At 70.3% G+C, this 19,965-nt stretch carries 16 protein-coding genes; 15 read left to right on the top strand and 1 reads right to left on the bottom strand.

What is annotated here, in order from left to right; all coding sequences use genetic code 11:
• Positions 1-79 precede the first annotated feature (79 nt).
• Positions 80-910 carry a C40 family peptidase gene (locus tag ABZ858_RS28180; RefSeq protein ID WP_361384424.1) on the bottom strand — a complete coding sequence of 277 codons (831 nt, stop codon included), beginning with the start codon at positions 908-910 and terminating at the stop codon, positions 80-82.
• Between the two features lie 861 nt (positions 911-1,771).
• On the opposite strand from ABZ858_RS28180, the gene ABZ858_RS28175 reads away from it, so the two are divergent.
• From ABZ858_RS28175 to recQ, 15 genes are all read left to right on the top strand, one after another.
• Positions 1,772-2,131, top strand: coding sequence for an NADH-quinone oxidoreductase subunit A (locus tag ABZ858_RS28175; protein WP_361384421.1), 360 nt, complete (start codon positions 1,772-1,774; stop codon positions 2,129-2,131).
• A 15-nt stretch (positions 2,132-2,146) separates the two neighbouring features.
• A complete protein-coding gene (locus tag ABZ858_RS28170) occupies positions 2,147-2,701 on the top strand; it encodes an NADH-quinone oxidoreductase subunit B family protein (RefSeq protein WP_361384418.1) in 555 nt (184 codons plus the stop codon).
• Positions 2,698-3,471: an NADH-quinone oxidoreductase subunit C gene (locus tag ABZ858_RS28165; protein WP_361384415.1), complete on the top strand. Its 774-nt coding sequence runs from the start codon at positions 2,698-2,700 to the stop codon at positions 3,469-3,471. The genes ABZ858_RS28170 and ABZ858_RS28165 overlap by 4 nt, the downstream gene beginning before the upstream one ends.
• Positions 3,468-4,790 (top strand): NADH-quinone oxidoreductase subunit D, encoded by a 1,323-nt coding sequence (locus tag ABZ858_RS28160; RefSeq protein ID WP_361384412.1) that lies wholly within the window; start codon positions 3,468-3,470, stop codon positions 4,788-4,790. The genes ABZ858_RS28165 and ABZ858_RS28160 overlap by 4 nt, the downstream gene beginning before the upstream one ends.
• Positions 4,787-5,659 carry an NADH-quinone oxidoreductase subunit NuoE gene (nuoE, locus tag ABZ858_RS28155; RefSeq protein ID WP_361384409.1) on the top strand — a complete coding sequence of 291 codons (873 nt, stop codon included), beginning with the start codon at positions 4,787-4,789 and terminating at the stop codon, positions 5,657-5,659. Before ABZ858_RS28160 ends, nuoE begins: the two co-directional genes overlap by 4 nt.
• Complete coding sequence (nuoF, locus tag ABZ858_RS28150) at positions 5,659-7,035, top strand: NADH-quinone oxidoreductase subunit NuoF (protein ID WP_361384406.1); 1,377 nt, start codon at positions 5,659-5,661, stop codon at positions 7,033-7,035. The genes nuoE and nuoF overlap by 1 nt, the downstream gene beginning before the upstream one ends.
• The gene (locus tag ABZ858_RS28145) at positions 7,032-9,536 is read left to right on the top strand and encodes an NADH-quinone oxidoreductase subunit G (RefSeq protein WP_361384403.1); all 2,505 of its coding nucleotides are present in this window, start codon (positions 7,032-7,034) and stop codon (positions 9,534-9,536) included. Before nuoF ends, ABZ858_RS28145 begins: the two co-directional genes overlap by 4 nt.
• Positions 9,533-10,897, top strand: a complete 1,365-nt coding sequence (gene nuoH, locus ABZ858_RS28140; protein WP_361384400.1) for an NADH-quinone oxidoreductase subunit NuoH — start codon at positions 9,533-9,535, stop codon at positions 10,895-10,897. Before ABZ858_RS28145 ends, nuoH begins: the two co-directional genes overlap by 4 nt.
• Positions 10,890-11,492, top strand: a complete 603-nt coding sequence (gene nuoI / locus ABZ858_RS28135) for an NADH-quinone oxidoreductase subunit NuoI (protein WP_361384397.1) — start codon at positions 10,890-10,892, stop codon at positions 11,490-11,492. Before nuoH ends, nuoI begins: the two co-directional genes overlap by 8 nt.
• Positions 11,489-12,331: an NADH-quinone oxidoreductase subunit J gene (locus ABZ858_RS28130; RefSeq protein ID WP_361384394.1), complete on the top strand. Its 843-nt coding sequence runs from the start codon at positions 11,489-11,491 to the stop codon at positions 12,329-12,331. The genes nuoI and ABZ858_RS28130 overlap by 4 nt, the downstream gene beginning before the upstream one ends.
• On the top strand, positions 12,328-12,627 hold the full coding sequence (gene nuoK / locus ABZ858_RS28125; RefSeq protein ID WP_361384391.1) for an NADH-quinone oxidoreductase subunit NuoK: 300 nt from the start codon (positions 12,328-12,330) through the stop codon (positions 12,625-12,627). Before ABZ858_RS28130 ends, nuoK begins: the two co-directional genes overlap by 4 nt.
• 15 nt (positions 12,628-12,642) lie before the next feature.
• On the top strand, positions 12,643-14,589 hold the full coding sequence (gene nuoL, locus ABZ858_RS28120) for an NADH-quinone oxidoreductase subunit L (protein WP_361384388.1): 1,947 nt from the start codon (positions 12,643-12,645) through the stop codon (positions 14,587-14,589).
• 5 nt (positions 14,590-14,594) lie between these two features.
• A complete protein-coding gene (locus ABZ858_RS28115; protein WP_361384385.1) occupies positions 14,595-16,166 on the top strand; it encodes an NADH-quinone oxidoreductase subunit M in 1,572 nt (523 codons plus the stop codon).
• Positions 16,163-17,812, top strand: coding sequence for an NADH-quinone oxidoreductase subunit NuoN (gene nuoN, locus ABZ858_RS28110; protein ID WP_361384382.1), 1,650 nt, complete (start codon positions 16,163-16,165; stop codon positions 17,810-17,812). Before ABZ858_RS28115 ends, nuoN begins: the two co-directional genes overlap by 4 nt.
• A gap of 173 nt (positions 17,813-17,985) precedes the next feature.
• Positions 17,986-19,950 carry a DNA helicase RecQ gene (recQ, locus tag ABZ858_RS28105; protein WP_361384379.1) on the top strand — a complete coding sequence of 655 codons (1,965 nt, stop codon included), beginning with the start codon at positions 17,986-17,988 and terminating at the stop codon, positions 19,948-19,950.
• Positions 19,951-19,965: the final 15 nt, after the last annotated feature.

Here is a 19,965-nt window from a genome sequence, read left to right as displayed (position 1 = left end):
CATGCCGCCGGGAGTGCCGGAAGGGCCGCTGCCCCCGAGCGGCTGCGGCCCTTCACCCCGTACGGCGCTGTGCGGTGCCTCAGAGCACCCGGACCGCTCCGGTGGGCTGGTCGTACGACAGCGGCCGCTCCACGACGCCGCTGGAGGGGTTCTGCGCGCCGACGAACATACCGTCACCGACGTACACGGCCACGTGGTACGCGCTGCCCGCGCCGCCCCAGTAGAGGATGTCGCCCGGCTGCAGGTCCGACAGCGACACCTGGGTGCCGGCGGTCGACTGGTCCTGGGAGACACGCGGCAGGCTGACGCCCACCTGCCTGAAGGCGGTCTGCACCAGGCCCGAGCAGTCGTAGGCGGACGGGCCGGTGGCGCCGGAGACGTAGGCCTTGCCCACCTGCGACTTGACGAAGGAGACGATGGCGGCGGCCGAACCGGTCGCGTCGGACGTGCCCGTGGAGACGGTGGAACCGGAGCCGGTGCTCGCCGTAGTGGCCAGGGCGGTGCGCGCGGAGGAGCGCGAGGCGCGCTCGGCGGCCTGCGCCTTGCGGGCGGCCTCCTCGGCGGCCTTCTGCTTGGCCTCCTCGGCCTTCTTCTGCGCCTGGGCCAGGTCGGACTTGGCCTGCGAGGCGGCCTTCGCGGCGGCGGCGTCGCGCTCGGCCAGGAGCTGGTAGTTCGCGGCGGTCTGCTGCGTGGCGTCGGCGGACTGGGCGACCTGGGCGGCGAGGTCGGCGGTCAGCGTGGGCAGTTCGAGCGTCTGGGTGACCGGCTCGGCGGCGCTCGCCGAGGAGGCGGACGCACCGGTCACCGCCAGGGTGCCGAGGACGCCACCGGCAACTCCGGCCCGCATCGCGATTTTCGACGCGCTACGGCGGGGCTTCCGGTGGCTGCGTATGTGAGCGGTGTGGGACATGGGAATAACCGGTACCAGGGGCTCCTTCATATCCACAAGAAACGTGGCCTGCGCCACATTTGCTCAATCCGATCCCGAACACCGGGCGTGTCGCCTCTTATTGACGCCGTAACGGACATTGCGGGCAGAGATGATCATGCCTGTGATCATGGTGTTTCGCTGTTACGCCCGAATTGCCCCGCGCTTACCACCGGTTGGGACCGTTGGCCAACCCCGGTTCTCATGGCCCTCTCATGGGTGTGGCGGAGGTCACGGAACGGTCACCGCCCCGTCGTGCGTCCGCGTACCCGCCCCCGCGCCGGCCGCGTCGGCCGACTTGTCCACCCGGCGGCCTCGAAGTCCCTTTTGCCCCACCGGTCTCACCGGTCGCAGCAGCCGTCAGGTGCCCCTCCGGCATCAGCCGACACCCGCCCGCACCGACCGGCGCCGCTTGTGAACGAGTGAACACGTCCACTTTCGGCTCCGGGGTCCCTCCGATGTGTGAAAAGCAGCCCTATATCAATGGCTTGACTCACTTCGCCACTTTGCGCCGGACGCCGGTCATCTGATAGTGCAGACCCCTTCCGACCTGCAAATACGAGGTAAAATGTAACCAGTGGTGATCACTCAGGTGCTTCGCGTGCGAAGATCACCGCTCATCCGGCTTGATGATCGTTCGTCAGGTGGTGGAGATCACAAAGCTCGTGGAATACCCCGTGTCGCAGATCACAGAGCGTCGGGCATAGGATGCCCTGCAGTTGGGCTTGTGACCTGCTTCACATGTTCGCGATCTTCGCCGGGACCGGCGGGGTTCGCGGGACCGGTGGGGCGGCCGTGGGTCCGGCCCATGCAGTCAGCGCCGACTGAGAGGAGCGAGGAGCGGTGAACGCTTATGCGCCCATCCTCGTACTGGGAGCCCTCGGGGCAGGCTTTGCGATCTTCTCCGTGGTCATGGCCACGCTGATCGGGCCGAAGCGATACAACCGCGCCAAACAAGAGGCGTACGAGTGCGGTATCGAGCCGACCCCCACGCCGGCCGGCGGCGGGCGCTTCCCCATCAAGTACTACCTGACGGCGATGCTCTTCATCGTCTTCGACATCGAGATCGTCTTCCTCTACCCCTGGGCCGTCACCTTCGACGCCCTGGGTGTCTTCGGGCTCGTGGAGATGCTGCTCTTCGTGCTCACCGTCTTCGTCGCGTACGCGTACGTATGGCGGCGCGGCGGCCTGGAATGGGACTGAGGGGCCTTATAAGTCATGGGACTCGAAGAAAAGCTGCCCAGTGGTTTCCTGCTCACGACCGTCGAGCAGGCCGCGGGCTGGGTGCGCAAGGCGTCCGTCTTCCCGGCCACCTTCGGCCTCGCCTGCTGCGCGATCGAGATGATGACCACCGGCGCCGGCCGTTACGACCTGGCGCGCTTCGGGATGGAAGTGTTCCGCGGTTCGCCCCGCCAGGCGGACCTGATGATCGTGGCCGGCCGGGTCAGCCAGAAGATGGCACCGGTGCTGCGGCAGGTCTACGACCAGATGCCCAACCCCAAGTGGGTGATCTCCATGGGCGTCTGCGCCTCCTCCGGCGGCATGTTCAACAACTACGCGATCGTCCAGGGCGTCGACCACATCGTCCCCGTCGACATCTACCTGCCCGGCTGCCCGCCCCGCCCCGAGATGCTGATGGACGCGATCCTCAAGCTCCACCAGAAGATCCAGTCCACCAAGCTCGGCGTGAACGCCCGGGAGGCGGCCCGCGAGGCGGAGGAGGCGGCGCTCAAGGCCCTGCCCACGATCGAGATGAAGGGGCTGCTGCGGTGAGCGACGCGAACGGCACCCACGGTGCGGGCGGCGCGGACGGCGCCGCGAACGGCGTGAACCCGGAGAAGGACCTCGCCGCCGACAACCTCCCCGGCCGGCGCGGCCGCGGCGGCGAGGAGATCCGCGTCCAGCGCGGCATGTTCGGCGCGAACAACGGCGGCGACACCTCCGGCTACGGCGGCCTGGTCCGCCCGGTCCGGCTCCCGGGCCCGGCGAGCCGGCCCTACGGCGGCTGGTTCGACGAGGTGGCCGACGAACTGGAGGGCGCCCTGGAGGAACAGGGCCTGGTCCCGGACAACGCCGTCGAGAAGACGGTCGTCGACCGCGACGAGCTGACCTTCCACATCGAGCGCGAGCACCTCGTCCGCGTCGCCCGCACCCTGCGCGACGACCCCGCCCTGCGGTTCGAGCTGTGCACCGGCGTCAGCGGTGTGCACTACCCGCACGACAAGGGCCGCGAGCTGCACGCCGTCTACCACCTGCGCTCGATCACCCACAACCGGCTGGTCCGGCTGGAGGTCAGCGCCCCCGACAGTGACCCGCACATCCCGTCGCTGGTCTCCGTCTACCCGACGAACGACTGGCACGAGCGCGAGACCTACGACTTCTTCGGCATCGTCTTCGACGGGCACCCGGCCCTCACGCGGATCATGATGCCGGACGACTGGCAGGGCCACCCGCAGCGCAAGGACTACCCCCTCGGTGGCATCCCCGTCGAGTACAAGGGCGCCCAGATCCCGGCTCCGGACCAGCGGAGGTCGTACTCATGAGCACGCAGTCAGCAGCCTCCCGGGAGACCACCGAAGGCACCGTCTACACGGTCACCGGCGGCGACTGGGACGAGATCGCCCGCTCCGCGGCCCGCGCCGACGACGAGCGCATCGTCGTCAACATGGGCCCCCAGCACCCCTCCACCCACGGCGTGCTGCGCCTGATCCTGGAGATCGAGGGCGAGACGGTCACCGAGGCCCGCTGCGGCATCGGCTACCTGCACACCGGGATCGAGAAGAACCTCGAATTCCGCACCTGGACGCAGGGCACCACGTTCGTGACCCGCATGGACTACCTGACGTCCTTCTTCAACGAGACCGCCTACTGCCTCGCCGTCGAGAAACTCCTCGGCATCGAGGACCAGCTCACCGAGCGCGCCAAGATCATCCGGGTGCTCCTGATGGAGCTGAACCGCCTCTCCTCCCATCTGGTGTGCATCGCCACCGGCGGCATGGAGCTGGGCGCCACCACGATCATGATCTACGGCTTCCGCGACCGGGAGATGATCCTCGACATCTACGAGCTGGTCACCGGCCTGCGGATGAACCACGCGTACATCCGCCCCGGCGGACTCGCCCAGGACCTGCCGCCCGGCGCGGTGGACCGGATCCGCGAGTTCGTGAAGAAGATGCAGAAGAACCTCCCGGAGTACGACAAGCTCGCCACCGGGAACCCCATCTTCAAGGCCCGGATGCAGGACGTCGGCCACCTCGACCTGGCCGGCTGCATGGCCCTCGGCGCCACCGGCCCGATCCTGCGCTCCACCGGCCTGCCGCACGACCTGCGCAAGACCCAGCCGTACTGCGACTACGAGACGTACGACTTCGACGTCCCGACCGCCGACAGCTGCGACGCCTACGGCCGCTTCCTGGTCCGCCTGGAGGAGATGCACCAGTCGCTCAGGATCGTCGAGCAGTGCCTGGACCGGCTCCAGCCCGGCCCGGTCATGGTCGCCGACAAGAAGATCGCCTGGCCGGCCCAGCTCGCCCTGGGACCGGACGGCCTGGGCAACTCCCTCGACCACATCAAGAAGATCATGGGCACCTCCATGGAGGCCCTGATCCACCACTTCAAGCTGGTCACCGAGGGTTTCCGCGTCCCGCCCGGGCAGGCGTACGCGGCGGTCGAGTCGCCCAAGGGCGAACTGGGCGTGCACGCCGTGTCCGACGGCGGCACCCGCCCCTTCCGGGTCCACTTCCGCGACCCGTCCTTCACCAACCTGCAGGCGATGGCGGCGATGTGCGAGGGCGGCCAGGTCGCCGACGTGATCGTCGCCGTCGCGTCCATCGACCCCGTGATGGGAGGCGTCGACCGGTGACCACCTCTTCTTCCGAGCGGGGCGTCAGCCTGGGCATGCCCGAACTGCCCGCGCCCGCCTACCCGGACGACGTCCGGGCCCGGCTGGAGACCGACGCGCGCGAGATCGTCGCCCGCTACCCCGACTCCCGCTCCGCCCTCCTGCCGCTGCTGCACCTGGTGCAGTCCCAGGAGGGGCACGTCACCCGCACCGGGATGCGGTTCTGCGCGGACGTGCTCGGCCTGACCACGGCCGAGGTCACCGCGGTCGCCACCTTCTACACCATGTACCGGCGCAAGCCGTCGGGTGACTATCAGGTAGGGGTGTGCACCAACACCCTGTGCGCGGTGATGGGCGGCGACGCGCTCTTCGAGACGCTCCAGGAGCACCTGGGCGTCGGCAACGGCGAGACCACCGACGACGGCTCGGTCACCCTGGAGCACATCGAGTGCAACGCGGCCTGCGACTTCGCGCCGGTCGTGATGGTCAACTGGGAGTTCTTCGACAACCAGACCCCGGCGAGCGTACGGCGCCTGGTCGACGACCTGCGCGCGGGACGCCCGGTGACGCCGACCCGGGGCGCGCCGCTGTGCACCTTCAAGGAGACCGCCCGCATCCTGGCGGGCTTCCCCGACGAACGGGAGGGTGCCGCCGACGCGGGCGGCAGTGCGGGACCCGCTTCGCTGGTGGGCCTCCGCCTGGCCAGGGGAGAGGCCGCACCCGCGCGCGTGGTCCACCCCCGTGAAGGCGGCCCGCAGGACGAGCCGCACCGGACGGCCGTGCACGAGCCGTCACCGACGGAGCACCTCAGCTCCCACGACGCGCCGCAGGAGACCTCGGACTCCGATCCGTCGCATCCCGCGGACCCCGCTGCCAAGGAGGGGGAGTGATGACCTTGTCCACTCCATACGGGGGCACCTCCGAGCCGGAGGCCGGCGGAGGGTCCAGTCCGGAGAAGCTGCTCGCACCCGTGCTGTCGGCCTTCTGGGACGAGGACCGGTCCTGGACGCTGGACGTCTACCGAAGGCACGAGGGGTACGAGGGACTTCGCAAGGCGCTCGCCATGTCGCCGGACGACCTGATCGCGTACGTCAAGGACTCCGGTCTTCGGGGGCGCGGCGGCGCGGGATTCCCGACGGGGATGAAATGGCAGTTCATTCCCCAGGGTGATGGAAAGCCACATTATCTAGTTGTCAACGCCGACGAATCGGAGCCCGGGACCTGCAAGGACATCCCGCTCCTCTTCGCGAACCCGCACAGCCTCATCGAGGGCATGGTGATCGCGTGCTACGCCATCAGGTCGTCGCATGCCTTCATCTATCTGCGGGGTGAAGTCGTCCCCGTACTGCGGCGGTTGCAGTCGGCCGTGCGCGAGGCCTACGAGGCGGGCTACCTCGGCAGGAACATCCTGGACAGCGGACTCGACCTCGACATCACTGTGCACGCGGGCGCCGGCGCGTACATCTGCGGTGAGGAGACCGCGCTGCTGGACTCGCTCGAAGGCCGCCGCGGCCAGCCGCGGCTGCGTCCCCCCTTCCCTGCCGTCGCGGGCCTCTACGCGTGCCCGACTGTGGTGAACAACGTCGAGTCGATCGCGTCGGTTCCCGCCATCCTGAAAAACGGCAAGGAATGGTTCAGGTCGATGGGCAGCGAGAAGTCCCCGGGCTTCACGCTCTACTCGCTCAGCGGCCATGTCGCCGGCCCCGGCCAGTACGAGGCCCCGCTCGGCATCACACTGCGCCAGCTGCTCGACATGAGCGGCGGCATGCGCACCGGGCACCGACTGAAGTTCTGGACGCCGGGCGGCTCCTCGACGCCGATGTTCACCGACGAGCACCTCGACGTCCCCCTCGACTACGAGGGCGTCGGCGCCGCCGGCTCCATGCTCGGCACCAAGGCGCTGCAGTGCTTCGACGAGACGACCTGCGTGGTGCGGGCCGTGACGCGGTGGACCGAGTTCTACGCCCACGAGTCCTGCGGCAAGTGCACACCGTGCCGCGAGGGGACGTACTGGCTCGTGCAGCTGCTGCGGGACATTGAGGCCGGCAAGGGCGTGATGGCCGACCTCGACAAGCTGAACGACATCGCCGACAACATCAACGGCAAGTCCTTCTGTGCCCTCGGCGACGGAGCGGCCTCGCCGATCTTCTCCTCCCTGAAGTACTTCCGCGAGGAGTACGAGGAGCACATCACGGGCCGCGGCTGCCCCTTCGACCCGGCCAGGTCGACGGCCTGGGCGGACCAGCACACGGAGGTGCACGCATGACCGTGACCACCAACGCCCCCTCCGCGGGCGGCGCGGCGGCCCTCCCGCCGGAAGACCTCGTGTCGCTGACGGTCGACGGGATCGAGATCAGCGTGCCCAAGGGCACCCTGGTCATCCGGGCCGCCGAGCAGCTCGGCATCGAGATCCCCCGGTTCTGCGACCACCCCCTGCTCGACCCGGCCGGCGCCTGCCGCCAGTGCATCGTCGAGGTCGAGGGCCAGCGCAAGCCCATGGCGTCGTGCACCATCACCTGCACCGACGGGATGGTCGTCAAGACCCAGCTGACCTCGCCGGTCGCCGAGAAGGCCCAGCACGGCGTGATGGAGCTGCTGCTCATCAACCACCCGCTGGACTGCCCGGTCTGCGACAAGGGCGGCGAGTGCCCGCTGCAGAACCAGGCCATGTCGCACGGCAACGCCGAGTCCCGCTTCGACGGGAAGAAGCGGACGTACGAGAAGCCGGTCCCGATCTCCGCCCAGGTGCTGCTGGACCGCGAGCGGTGCGTGCTGTGCGCGCGCTGCACCCGGTTCTCGAACCAGATCGCCGGCGACCCGATGATCGAGCTGATCGAGCGGGGCGCGCTCCAGCAGGTCGGCACCGGCGAGGGCGACCCCTTCGAGTCGTACTTCTCCGGCAACACCATCCAGATCTGCCCGGTCGGCGCGCTCACCTCGGCGGCGTACCGGTTCCGCTCCCGCCCCTTCGACCTCGTCTCCTCGCCGTCCGTCTGCGAGCACTGCGCCGGCGGCTGCGCCACGCGCACCGACCACCGGCGCGGCAAGGTCATGCGGCGGCTCGCCGCGAACGACCCCGAGGTCAACGAGGAGTGGATCTGCGACAAGGGCCGGTTCGCCTTCCGCTACGCGCAGCTGAAGGACCGGCTGGCCACACCGCTGGTGCGCAACCCCGAGGGCGAGCTGGTGCCGGCCTCCTGGCCGGAGGCGCTGGAGATCGCCGCCCAGGGCCTGCTCGCCTCGCGCGGCCGCACCGGTGTCCTGACCGGCGGCCGGCTCACCGTCGAGGACGCCTACGCGTACAGCAAGTTCGCGCGCGTGGCGCTCGACACCAACGACATCGACTTCCGCGCGCGCGTGCACAGCGGCGAGGAGGCCGACTTCCTGGCCGCCCGCGTCGCCGGGCGCGGCCGGGACATCGACGGCGGCGGCGTCACGTACACCGCGCTGGAGCAGGCGCCCGCCGTGCTGCTCGCCGGGTTCGAGGCCGAGGAGGAGGCGCCCGGTGTCTTCCTGCGGCTGCGCAAGGCGTGGCGGGGGCACGGGCAGCGGGTCTTCGCGCTGGCCACGCACGCCACCCGGGGGCTGGAGAAGGCGGGCGGCACCCTGCTGCCGGCCGCGCCCGGCACCGAGACCGAGTGGCTGGACGCGCTGGCGGCCGGGGCCGGCCTGGAGGACAACGGCAGCCGGGCCGCCGAGGCGCTGCGCGCCGAGGGCGCGGTGATCGTCGTCGGCGAGCGGCTGGCGGCCGTGGCGGGCGGTCTCACCGCCGCCGTGCGGGCCGCCGCCGCGACCGGCGCCCGGCTGGTGTGGGTCCCGCGCCGGGCGGGGGAGCGCGGCGCGGTCGAGGCGGGCGCGCTGCCCTCGCTGCTGCCGGGCGGCCGCCCGGCGACCGACCCGCGCGCGCGGGAGGAGGTCGCCGCCGTCTGGGGCGTCGCCGACCTCCCGCTCCGCTACGGCCGCGACACCGGCCGGATCGTGGAGGCCGCCGCGGGCGGTGAACTGCAGGCGCTGCTCGTCGCCGGGGTGGAGGTCGCCGACCTGCCCGACCCGGCACGCGCGCGGGTGGCACTGGCCGAGGTCGGCTTCCTGGTGTCGCTGGAGCTGCGGCCCAGCGAGGTCACCGAGCACGCCGACGTGGTGCTGCCGGTGGCCGCCGTCGCCGAGAAGGCGGGCAGCTTCCTGAACTGGGAGGGCAGGCTGCGCTTCTTCGAGGCCGCGCTCAAGCCCGACCAGCTGACCCGGCGGCCGGCGGCCGGTGATCTGCGGGTGCTGCAGATGCTGGCCGACGCCATGGACGTGCACCTGGGCCTGCCGGACCTGCGCACCGCGCGGGCCGAACTGGACCGGCTCGGCACCTGGACCGGCCCGCGCGCCGACGATCCGCTGGAGAGCGGGGGCGCCCTGCCCCGGCCCGCCGCCGGGGAGGCCGTGCTCGCCGGGCACCGGCTGCTGCTCGACCACGGTGTCCTCCAGGAGGGCGACGAGGCGCTCGCCGGGACCCGGCACGCCGCACGCGCGCGCGTGTCGGCCGCCACGGCCGCCGAGGCGGGCGTCGCCGAGGGCGACCCGCTCGCCGTGACCGGCCCCGTCGGCACGGTCGAACTCCCGCTGGAGATCACCGACATGCCCGACCGGGTGGTGTGGCTCCCGCTGAACTCCGCCGGCGCCGGCGTCGCCTCCGACACCGGGGCTCGGCCCGGCTCTCTCGTCCGTATCGGCCCGGCGACGCGTGCGGCCGAGGCCCCCCAGGAGGTGGAGGCATGAGCGCGTACCTCGCCGCGGAGAACCTCTCCATGTTCGGCACCGACCCGTGGTGGCTGGTCGTCGTCAAGGCGGTGTTCTGCTTCGCCTTCCTGATGGTGACCGTGCTGTTCTCCATCGTCTGGGAACGCAAGGTCGTCGCCTGGATGCAGTTGCGCATCGGCCCCAACCGGCACGGCCCCTGGGGCATGCTCCAGTCGCTCGCCGACGGCGTGAAGCTGATGCTCAAGGAGGACCTCGTCGTCAAACGCGCGGACAAGGCCGTCTACGTCCTCGCGCCGATCGTCGCGGCCGTCCCGGCCTTCATGGCGATCGCGGTGATCCCCTTCGGGCCCGCCGACAACGAGATCTCGGTCTTCGGCCACCGCACCGCCATGCAGCTGACCGACCTGCCGATCGCGATGCTCTACATCCTGGCGGTCGCCTCGGTCGGCATCTACGGGATCGTGCTGGCGGGCTGGAGCTCCGGCTCGACCTACCCGCTCCTCGGCGGCCTGCGCTCCTGCGCGCAGATGATCTCGTACGAGATCGCCATGGGCGCAGCGTTCGCGTCGGTGTTCCTGTACTCCGGGTCGATGTCGACGTCGACGATCGTCGAGCAGCAGCACGACCGCTGGTACATCCTGCTGCTGCCGGTCTCCTTCCTGCTGTACATCGTCACCATGGTCGGCGAGACCAACCGGGCCCCCTTCGACATGCCGGAGTCCGAGGGCGATCTGGTCGGCGGCTTCAACACCGAGTACTCGTCGATCAAGTTCGCGATGTTCATGCTCGCCGAGTACGTGAACATGGTGACGGTGTCGGCCGTGTCGACCACGCTCTTCCTCGGCGGCTGGCGGGCCCCCTGGCCGGTCAGCACCTTCTGGGAGGGCGCCAACCACGGCTGGTGGCCGCTGCTCTGGTTCGTGATCAAGGTGCAGCTGCTGCTGTTCTTCTTCATCTGGCTGCGCGGCACCCTCCCGCGGGTGCGCTACGACCAGCTGATGAAGCTCGGCTGGAAGGTCCTCATCCCGGTCTCCGTGGTCTGGCTGATGCTCGTCGCGACCGTGCGGACCCTGCGCAACCAGCACTACGACTTCGCGGACATCGCGCTCTACGTGGGCGGCGGCGTCCTGGTCCTGCTGCTCCTGTCCTTCGTCGCCGACATGTTCCGCGAGAAGTCGAAGACGGCCGAGCAGCCCGCCGCGACCCCGGCCGCGTTCGACCCGATGGCCGGCGGATTCCCCGTACCACCGCTGCCGGGACAGGAGCTGCCACCGGTGCCCCGGCGCAGTCCGCGCCGGGAGCGGGAGTTGATTGTCAGTGGTGGGTCCGATACTGCCAGTGACGGATCTGTGGAGGGAAAGGAGGCGTCCGATGGCTGAGGAGCCCAAGGAGACCAAGCCCGGTTTCCAGAACCCGGTGGCCGGCTTCGGTGTGACCTTCAAGGCCATGTTCAAGAAGCGGCTGACCGAGCAGTACCCGGAGCAGAAGAAGACCACCGCTCCGCGCTTCCACGGACGGCACCAGCTCAACCGCCATCCGGACGGCCTGGAGAAGTGCGTCGGCTGCGAGCTGTGCGCCTGGGCCTGCCCCGCCGACGCCATCTATGTGGAGGGCGCCGACAACACCGACGAGGAGCGCTACTCCCCGGGCGAGCGCTACGGCCGCGTCTACCAGATCAACTACGCCCGCTGCATCCTGTGCGGCCTGTGCATCGAGGCGTGCCCCACGCGCGCGCTGACGATGACCAACGAGTTCGAGCTGGCCGACTCCAGCCGCGCGAACCTCATCTACACCAAGGAGCAGCTGCTCGCCGGCCTGGAGGACGGCATGGTCGAGGCGCCGCACGCCATCTACCCGGGCACCGACGAGCAGGACTACTACCGGGGCCTGGTGACCGAGGCGGCGCCGGGCACCGTGCGCCAGCCGGCCGTCTCCCAGGGCGAACAGCCCGCGGGAGAGGGGGTGGACGCATGAGCGCGCAGCTCGCCGCCTACACCACCTCCACCGGCGAGGCGTTCCAGTTCTGGGTCCTCGGCACCGTCGCGGTGATCGGCGCCCTGGGCACCGTCTTCATGCGGCGGGCCGTGCACAGCGCGCTGTGCCTGGCGGGCACCATGATCGTCCTGGCGGTGTTCTACCTCGCCAACGGCGCCTACTTCCTGGGGATCGTGCAGATCGTCGTCTACACGGGCGCGATCATGATGCTGTTCCTGTTCGTGGTGATGCTCGTCGGTGTCACGGCCGCGGACTCCCTGAAGGAGACCATCAAGGGCCAGCGCTGGCTGGCCCTGCTGTGCGGCCTCGGCTTCGGCGTCCTGCTCTTCGCGGGGATCGCCAACGCCTCCCTGAAGGACTTCGCGGGTGCGGGCAAGGCCAACGCGAACGGCAATGTGGAGGGCCTGGCGTCCCTCATCTTCACCCGGTACGTCTACGCGTTCGAACTGACCGGCGCCCTGCTCATCACCGCCACCATCGGCGCCATGGTGCTCACCCACCGCGAGCGCACCGAGCGCGCCAGGACCCAGCGCGAGCTGGCCGAACAGCGCGTGCGCGAGGGCGTGAACGTACCGCCGCTGCCCGCCCCCGGTGTCTACGCCCGGCACAACGCCGTGGACATCGCGGGCCTGCTGCCCGACGGCACCCCCTCCGAGCTGACGGTCAGCAGGACCCTGCGCGAGCGCGGCCAGATCCGGGACGTCTCGACCGAGGCGCTGAACGACCTCAAGGCCCTGGAGCAGCGCGCCGAGGAGCGGCTGGGGCGCGCCGAGATCGAGCCGACGAACCGCAAGCGGCCCGAGGAGGCGTCCCAGTGAACCCCGTCAACTACCTCTATCTCGCCGCCCTGCTGTTCACGATCGGCGCCACCGGCGTCCTGGTCCGGCGCAACGCCATCGTGGTCTTCATGTGCGTCGAGCTGATGCTGAACGCCTGCAACCTCGCGTTCGTCGTCTTCTCCCGGATGCACGGCAACCTCGACGGCCAGATCATCGCCTTCTTCACGATGGTCGTCGCCGCGGCGGAGGTCGTGGTCGGTCTCGCGATCATCGTGTCGCTGTTCCGTTCCCGCCACTCGGCCTCGGTCGACGACGCCAGCCTGATGAAGCTGTAAGGGGTCGGAAGAATCGTGGACAACCTCATCGCGCTGCTGATCGCGGCGCCCCTGCTCGGAGCGGCCGTCCTCCTGGTCGGCGGCCGGCGGCTCGACGCCGTCGGCCACTGGATCGGCACCCTGCTCTCGACCGTCTCCTTCGTGATCGGCCTGACCCTCTTCGCCGACCTGCTCGGCAGGAACGCCGAGCACCGCACCCTGGTCCAGCACCTGTTCAGCTGGGTCCCGGTGGCCGGCTTCCAGGCGGACGTCACCTTCCGCCTCGACCAGCTCTCGATGACGTTCGTGCTGCTGATCACCGGCGTCGGCTCGCTGATCCACCTGTACTCCGTCGGGTACATGGAGCACGACGAGCGGCGCCGCCGCTTCTTCGGCTACCTCAACCTGTTCCTCGCGGCGATGCTGCTGCTCGTCCTCGCCGACAACTACCTGCTGCTGTACGTCGGCTGGGAGGGCGTCGGTCTGGCCTCCTACCTGCTGATCGGCTTCTGGCAGCACAAGCCCAGCGCGGCCACCGCCGCCAAGAAGGCCTTCCTGGTCAACCGCGTCGGCGACATGGGCCTGTCGATCGCCATCATGCTGATGTTCACGACGTTCGGCACCTTCGCCTTCGGGCCGGTGTTCGGGCACGTCCAGGACGCCTCGCAGGGCAAGCTCACCGCGATCGGCCTGATGCTGCTGCTCGCCGCGTGCGGCAAGTCGGCCCAGGTGCCGCTGCAGTCCTGGCTCGGGGACGCGATGGAGGGCCCGACCCCGGTCTCCGCCCTCATCCACGCCGCCACCATGGTGACCGCGGGCGTCTACCTCATCGTCCGCTCGGGCGCGCTCTTCAACGCGGCGCCCGACGCGCAGCTCGCCGTCACCGTGGTCGGCGCGGTCACGCTGCTCTTCGGTGCGATCGTCGGTTGCGCGAAGGACGACATCAAGAAGGCGCTGGCCGGCTCGACCATGTCGCAGATCGGCTACATGGTGCTGGCCGCGGGACTCGGCCCGATCGGCTACGTCTTCGCGATCATGCACCTGGTGACGCACGGCTTCTTCAAGGCCGGGCTGTTCCTCGGCGCCGGCTCGGTCATGCACGGCATGAACGACGAGGTCGACATGCGCAAGTACGGCGGCCTGCGCAAGTACATGCCGGTCACCTTCGTCACCTTCGGCCTCGGCTACCTGGCCATCATCGGTTTCCCGGGCCTGTCCGGCTTCTTCTCCAAGGACAAGATCATCGAGGCTGCCTTCGCCAAGGGCGGCACCGAGGGCTGGATCCTCGGCGGCGCGGCCCTGCTGGGCGCGGCCGTCACGGCGTACTACATGACGCGCGTGATGCTGATGACGTTCTTCGGCGAGGAGCGCTGGCGCGAGCGGGCGACCGCCTCCCCGGCCGAGCCCGACGTGGAACCGGCGGCCGAGGAGCGCGGCGCCCACGCGGAACCGCACCCGCACGAGTCGCCCGCTTCCATGACGATCCCCATGATCGTGCTGGCGGTCGGGTCGGTCTTCGGCGGTGCCTTCTTCAGCCTCGGCGACCGCTTCCTGCACTGGCTGGAGCCGGTCACCGGGCACAGCGAGGGCCACTCCCCGCTCGGCGCCTGGACGGTCACCGGGGCCACCATGGTCTGCCTGGTCGTCGGCGTCGCCGTCGCCTGGGCCCAGTACGGCCGCAAGCCCGTCCCGGCCGTCGCCCCGCGCGGGTCGCTGCTCACCCGGGCCGCCCGGCGCGACCTGCTCCAGGACGACTTCAACCATGTGGTCCTGGTCCGCGGCGGTGAGCACCTGACGCGGTCGCTGGTGTACGTCGACCACACCCTGGTCGACGGCGTCGTCAACGGCACGGCGGCCTCCATGGGCGGCCTGTCCGGGCGGCTGCGCCGGCTGCAGAACGGCTTCGCGCGCTCCTACGCGGTCTCGATGTTCGGCGGCGCGGCACTCCTGGTCGCCGCGACCCTGCTGATGAGGGCGGTCTGATACCGATGTCCTTTCCTCTGCTGACAGCGACGGCGGTGCTCCCGGCGCTCGGGGCCGTCGCCACGGCCGCCGTACCGGCCGCCCGGCGCACCGCCGCCAAGTGGCTCGCGCTGCTCGTCTCGCTCGCCACGCTCGCCCTCGCGGTCACCGTCCTGGTCCGCTTCGACCCGGACGGCGCCCGCTACCAGCTCACCGAGTCGCACTCCTGGATCGCGGCCTTCGGCGTCCGCTACGAGCTGGGGGTGGACGGCATCGGGGTGGCGCTGGTGGGGCTGACCGCGCTGCTGATCCCGTTCGTGCTCCTGGCCGGCTGGCACGACGCCGACCCGCTGGAGACCGGCAGCCGCCGCTGGCGGCCCACCCAGGGCTTCTTCGCCCTGATCCTGGCCGTCGAGGCGATGGTGATCATCTCCTTCGAGGCCACCGACGTCTTCCTCTTCTACATCTTCTTCGAAGCCATGCTGATCCCGATGTACTTCCTCATCGGCGGCTTCGGCGACCGGGCCCATGAGCACGGCGAGGAGGCGGCCTCCACCCAGCGGTCGTACGCGGCGGTGAAGTTCCTCCTCTACAACCTGGTCGGCGGCCTGATCATGCTGGCCGCGGTGATCGGCCTGTACGTGGTCGCCGGGAACTTCTCGCTCACCGAGATCGCGCAGGCCCGCGCGAACGGCTCGCTGCACATGGCGACCGCCACCGAACGCTGGCTGTTCCTCGGGTTCTTCTTCGCCTTCGCGGTCAAGGCACCGCTGTGGCCGCTGCACACCTGGCTGCCCAACGCGATGGGGGAGGCCACCGCCCCGGTCGCCGTCCTCATCACGGCGGTCGTCGACAAGGTGGGCACCTTCGCGATGCTCCGCTTCTGCCTCCAGCTGTTCCCCGAGGCCAGCAAGTGGGCCACGCCCGTCATCCTCGTCCTGTCGCTGATCAGCATCCTCTACGGGGCGCTGCTCGCGGTCGGCCAGCGGGACATCAAGCGCCTGGTGGCGTACGCGTCGATCTCGCACTTCGGCTTCATCATCATGGGCATCTTCGCGATGACCAGCCAGGGCCAGTCCGGCGCGACGCTGTACATGGTCAACCACGGCATCTCCACGGCCGCGCTGCTGCTGGTCGCCGGGTTCCTGATCTCCCGGCGCGGCTCGCGGCTCATCACCGACTACGGCGGGGTGCAGAAGGTCGCCCCGGTGCTCGCCGGCACGTTCCTGATCGGCGGACTGGCCACGCTCTCCCTGCCGGGGCTCGCGCCCTTCGTCAGTGAGTTCCTGGTCCTGGTCGGCACCTTCACCCGGCACCCGGTGATCGGCATCATCGCGACCCTCGGCATCGTCCTGGCCGCGCTGTACACCCTCGTCCTGTACCAGCGGACGATGACCGGCCCGGTGAAGCCGGAGGTCTCCGCGATGCCGGACCTCAGAGCGCGGGAGCTGGTGGTCGTGGCCCCGCTGATCGTGCTGCTGGTCTTCCTGGGCGTCTACCCGAAGCCGGTGGCGGACATCGTCAACCCGGCGGTCAGACAGACCATGTCCGACGTACACCAGACCGATCCCAAGCCCGAGGTGGAGGCGGCCAAGTGAGCGCAGCAGCCGTCCACAGCCTGTGGACAACCGCGGCCGACCCGATCGCGAAGATCGGCGCGCCGAAGATCGAATACGGGCAGCTGTCGCCCACCCTGATCGTCGTGGGCGCGGCGATCGTCGGGGTGCTGGTCGAGGCGTTCGTCCCCCGCAGGTCCCGCTACTACGCGCAGGTCTTCGTCTCCGCCGTCGCGCTCGCCGCCGCCTTCGCCGCGGTCGTCGGGCTCGCGGCGGACGGCTACGGCACCACCAAGGCGCACATCGCGGCGATGGGTGCCATCGCCGTCGACGGCCCGTCCCTGTTCCTGCAAGGCACCATTCTGCTGGCGGGCCTGGTCGGCCTGTTCACCTTCGCCGAGCGCCGCCTGGACCCCGAGGCGCACGGCAACCGGGTCGACTCCTTCGCCGCGCAGGCCTCGTCCGTGCCGGGCAGCGACAGCGAGAAGGCCGCGGTCAAGGCCGGGTTCACCACCACCGAGGTCTTCCCGCTCCTGCTCTTCGCCGTCGCCGGCATGCTGGTCTTCCCCTCGGCCAACGACCTGCTGACGCTGTTCGTGGCGCTGGAGGTGTTCTCCCTGCCGCTGTACCTGCTGTGCGCGCTGGCCCGGCGCAAGCGGCTCATGTCGCAGGAGGCCGCGGTCAAGTACTTCCTGCTCGGCGCGTTCGCCTCCGCGTTCACGCTGTTCGGCATCGCCCTGCTGTACGGGTACGCGGGCTCGGTGTCGTACACGACGATCGCGCGGGTCGTCGAGGGCAACGTGCCGAACGTCGACCCGGCGCTGGCCGACACCATGGGCAATGACGCGCTGCTGCTGATCGGCGCCGCGATGGTGGTGATGGGGCTGCTGTTCAAGGTGGGCGCGGTCCCGTTCCACATGTGGACGCCGGACGTCTACCAGGGCGCGCCGACCCCGGTCACCGGGTTCATGGCCGCGGCGACCAAGGTGGCCGCGTTCGGCGCGCTGCTGCGGCTGCTGTACGTGGTGCTACCGGGGATGCGCTGGGACTGGCGGCCGGTGATGTGGGGCGTGGCGATCATCACCATGCTGGGCGGTGCGATCGTCGCGATCACGCAGACCGACATCAAGCGCCTGCTGGCGTACTCGTCGATCGCCCACGCGGGCTTCATCCTCGCGGGCGTGATCGCCACCTCGAAGGACGGTGTCTCCTCCGTCCTGTTCTACCTGGCCGCGTACTCCTTCGTGACGATCGGCGCCTTCGCGGTGGTCACCCTGGTGCGCGACGCGGGCGGCGAGGCGACGCACCTGTCCAAGTGGGCCGGTCTCGGCCGGCGCTCCCCGCTGGTGGCCGCCGTCTTCGCGGTGTTCCTGCTCGCCTTCGCGGGCATCCCGCTGACCAGCGGTTTCGCCGGGAAGTTCGCCGTGTTCAAGGCGGCGGCGCAGGGCGGGGCGGTGCCGCTGGTGGTGATCGGTGTGCTCTCCTCCGCGATCGCGGCCTTCTTCTACATCCGCGTGATCGTGCTGATGTTCTTCAGCGAGCCGCGGCCCGAGGGCCCGACCGTGGCGGTTCCCTCGCCCCTGACGACGGCCGCGATCACCGTGGGCGTCGCGGTCACGGTCGTCCTGGGCGTGGCCCCGCAGTACTTCCTCGACCTGGCGAACCAGGCGGGAGTGTTCGTGCGCTGAGACACCCTTCCCGGTGTGGCACGACTGCCCGGCATCCGTGGGGATGCCGGGCAGTCGCGTGTGGCGAGGGCGTCCGCCTTCACGGGGGCATCCTGTGGATAACTCCGGCGCTGTCGGCGGTGCCCCCTATCGTGGAGGCAGTGGTCGAGGGACGACGGGCGGGGAACGAGACGATGAGCGGGACGGATGGTGTCACCGACATGCCAGTGACGGACAGCGAGGCGCTGGCCACGCTGCACCGGATCTTCGGGTACGAGGCATTCCGGGGCGAGCAGGAAGCGGTCATCGAGCATGTGGTGACGGGCGGCGACGCCGTCGTGCTCATGCCGACCGGTGGCGGCAAGTCGCTCTGCTACCAGATTCCCGCCCTGGTCAGACCCGGTACGGGCATCGTGATCTCACCGCTGATCGCGCTGATGCAGGACCAGGTGGACGCCCTGCGGGCGCTGGGCGTGCGGGCCGGCTTCATCAACTCCACCCAGGACTTCGACGAGCGGCGCGTGATGGAGGCGCAGTTCCTGGCGGGCGAGCTGGACCTGCTGTACCTGGCGCCGGAGCGGCTGCGGCTGGACGCCACTCGCGACCTGCTCTCCCGCGGCAAGATCTCCGTCTTCGCCATCGACGAGGCGCACTGCGTCTCCCAGTGGGGCCACGACTTCCGCCCGGACTACCTGGCGCTGTCGCTGCTGGGCGAGCGCTGGCCGGACGTGCCCCGCATCGCGCTCACGGCGACCGCCACCCACGCCACGCACGAGGAGATCACCCAGCGGCTGAACATGCCGCAGGCCCGGCACTTCGTGGCCAGCTTCGACCGGCCCAACATCCAGTACCGGATCGTGCCCAAGGCGGACCCCAAGAAGCAGCTCCTCGCCTTCCTGCGCGCCGAGCACGCGGGCGACGCGGGCATCGTGTACTGCCTCTCGCGCAACTCGGTCGAGAAGACGGCGGAGTTCCTGGCGGGCAACGGCATCGCGGCGGTGCCCTACCACGCCGGCCTGGACGCGGGCACGCGCGCCGACCACCAGTCCCGCTTCCTGCGCGAGGAGGGCCTCGTCGTGGTCGCGACGATCGCCTTCGGCATGGGCATCGACAAGCCGGACGTACGGTTCGTCGCCCACCTGGACCTCCCGAAGTCCGTCGAGGGGTACTACCAGGAGACCGGCCGCGCGGGACGTGACGGCCTGCCCTCGACGGCCTGGATGGCCTACGGTCTGAACGACGTCATCCAGCAGCGCAAGCTGATCCAGTCCGGCGAGGGCGACGAGGCGTTCCGCCGCCGGGCCGCCGCGCACCTGGACTCGATGCTGGCGCTGTGCGAGACGGTCCGGTGCCGCCGCGGCCAGCTCCTCGCCTACTTCGGCCAGGATCCCGACCCGGCCGGCTGCGGCAACTGCGACACCTGCCTGACCCCGCCCGAGACCTGGGACGGCACGGTCGCGGCCCAGAAGGTGCTGTCGACCGTGGTGCGGCTGCAGCGCGAGCGGGGGCAGAAGTTCGGCGCGGTGCAGATCATCGACATTCTGCTGGGCAAGCGCACCGGCAAGGTGATCCAGTTCGACCACGACCAGCTCTCCGTGTTCGGCATCGGCGAGGAGCTGGCCGAGGGGGAGTGGCGGGGCGTCGTCAGGCAGTTGCTGGCGCAGGGACTCCTCGCGGTCGAGGGCGAGTACGGCACGCTGGTGCTGACCGAGGACAGCGGCTCGGTGCTGCGGCGCGAGCGCGAGGTGCCGCTGCGCAAGGAGCCCAAGCGGGTGGCGGCGCCGCGCCAGGCGTCGTCGGCCTCGGGCCGGGGCAAGGGCAAGGCCGCGGTGGCCGAGCTGCCCGGGGAACTGCTCCCCGCCTTCGAGGCGCTGCGCGCCTGGCGTGCCGAGCAGGCCCGCGAGCAGGGCGTCCCGGCGTACGTCATCTTCCACGACGCGACCCTGCGCGAGATCGTCGCGCTCTGGCCGGCGTCGGTGGACCAGCTGGGCACCGTCGGCGGGGTCGGCGAGAAGAAGCTGACGACATACGGGGAGGGAGTGATCGAGGTGCTCCGGTCGCTGGGCGGGAAGCCCGGTTCCGACGCGGGGCCCGCGCCGGAATCCGAGCCCGGGACGGAGCCCGAGCCCGAGCCCGAGCCGGACGACGACTGGATGTAGGGGGGCGGCCGGGTC

The sequence above is a fragment of the Streptomyces sp. NPDC047017 genome, assembly GCF_040644175.1.
Lineage (GTDB): Bacteria > Actinomycetota > Actinomycetes > Streptomycetales > Streptomycetaceae > Streptomyces.
Note: the sequence above shows the minus strand (reverse complement) of the source record. Positions and strands in the feature narration are given on the sequence as shown.

Bases quoted from the DNA above. Each gene is read 5' to 3' on its own strand.
- ABZ858_RS28170 (WP_361384418.1), top strand. From the start codon at position 2,147: ATGGGACTCGAAGAAAAGCTGCCCAGTGGTTTCCTGCTCACGACCGTC.
- nuoF (WP_361384406.1), top strand. From the start codon at position 5,659: ATGACCTTGTCCACTCCATACGGGGGCACCTCCGAGCCGGAGGCCGGC.
- ABZ858_RS28180 (WP_361384424.1), bottom strand. From the start codon at position 910: ATGTCCCACACCGCTCACATACGCAGCCACCGGAAGCCCCGCCGTAGC.
- ABZ858_RS28160 (WP_361384412.1), top strand. From the start codon at position 3,468: ATGAGCACGCAGTCAGCAGCCTCCCGGGAGACCACCGAAGGCACCGTC.
- recQ (WP_361384379.1), top strand. From the start codon at position 17,986: ATGAGCGGGACGGATGGTGTCACCGACATGCCAGTGACGGACAGCGAG.
- nuoI (WP_361384397.1), top strand. From the start codon at position 10,890: ATGGCTGAGGAGCCCAAGGAGACCAAGCCCGGTTTCCAGAACCCGGTG.
- ABZ858_RS28130 (WP_361384394.1), top strand. From the start codon at position 11,489: ATGAGCGCGCAGCTCGCCGCCTACACCACCTCCACCGGCGAGGCGTTC.
- nuoH (WP_361384400.1), top strand. From the start codon at position 9,533: ATGAGCGCGTACCTCGCCGCGGAGAACCTCTCCATGTTCGGCACCGAC.
- ABZ858_RS28115 (WP_361384385.1), top strand. From the start codon at position 14,595: ATGTCCTTTCCTCTGCTGACAGCGACGGCGGTGCTCCCGGCGCTCGGG.
- ABZ858_RS28145 (WP_361384403.1), top strand. From the start codon at position 7,032: ATGACCGTGACCACCAACGCCCCCTCCGCGGGCGGCGCGGCGGCCCTC.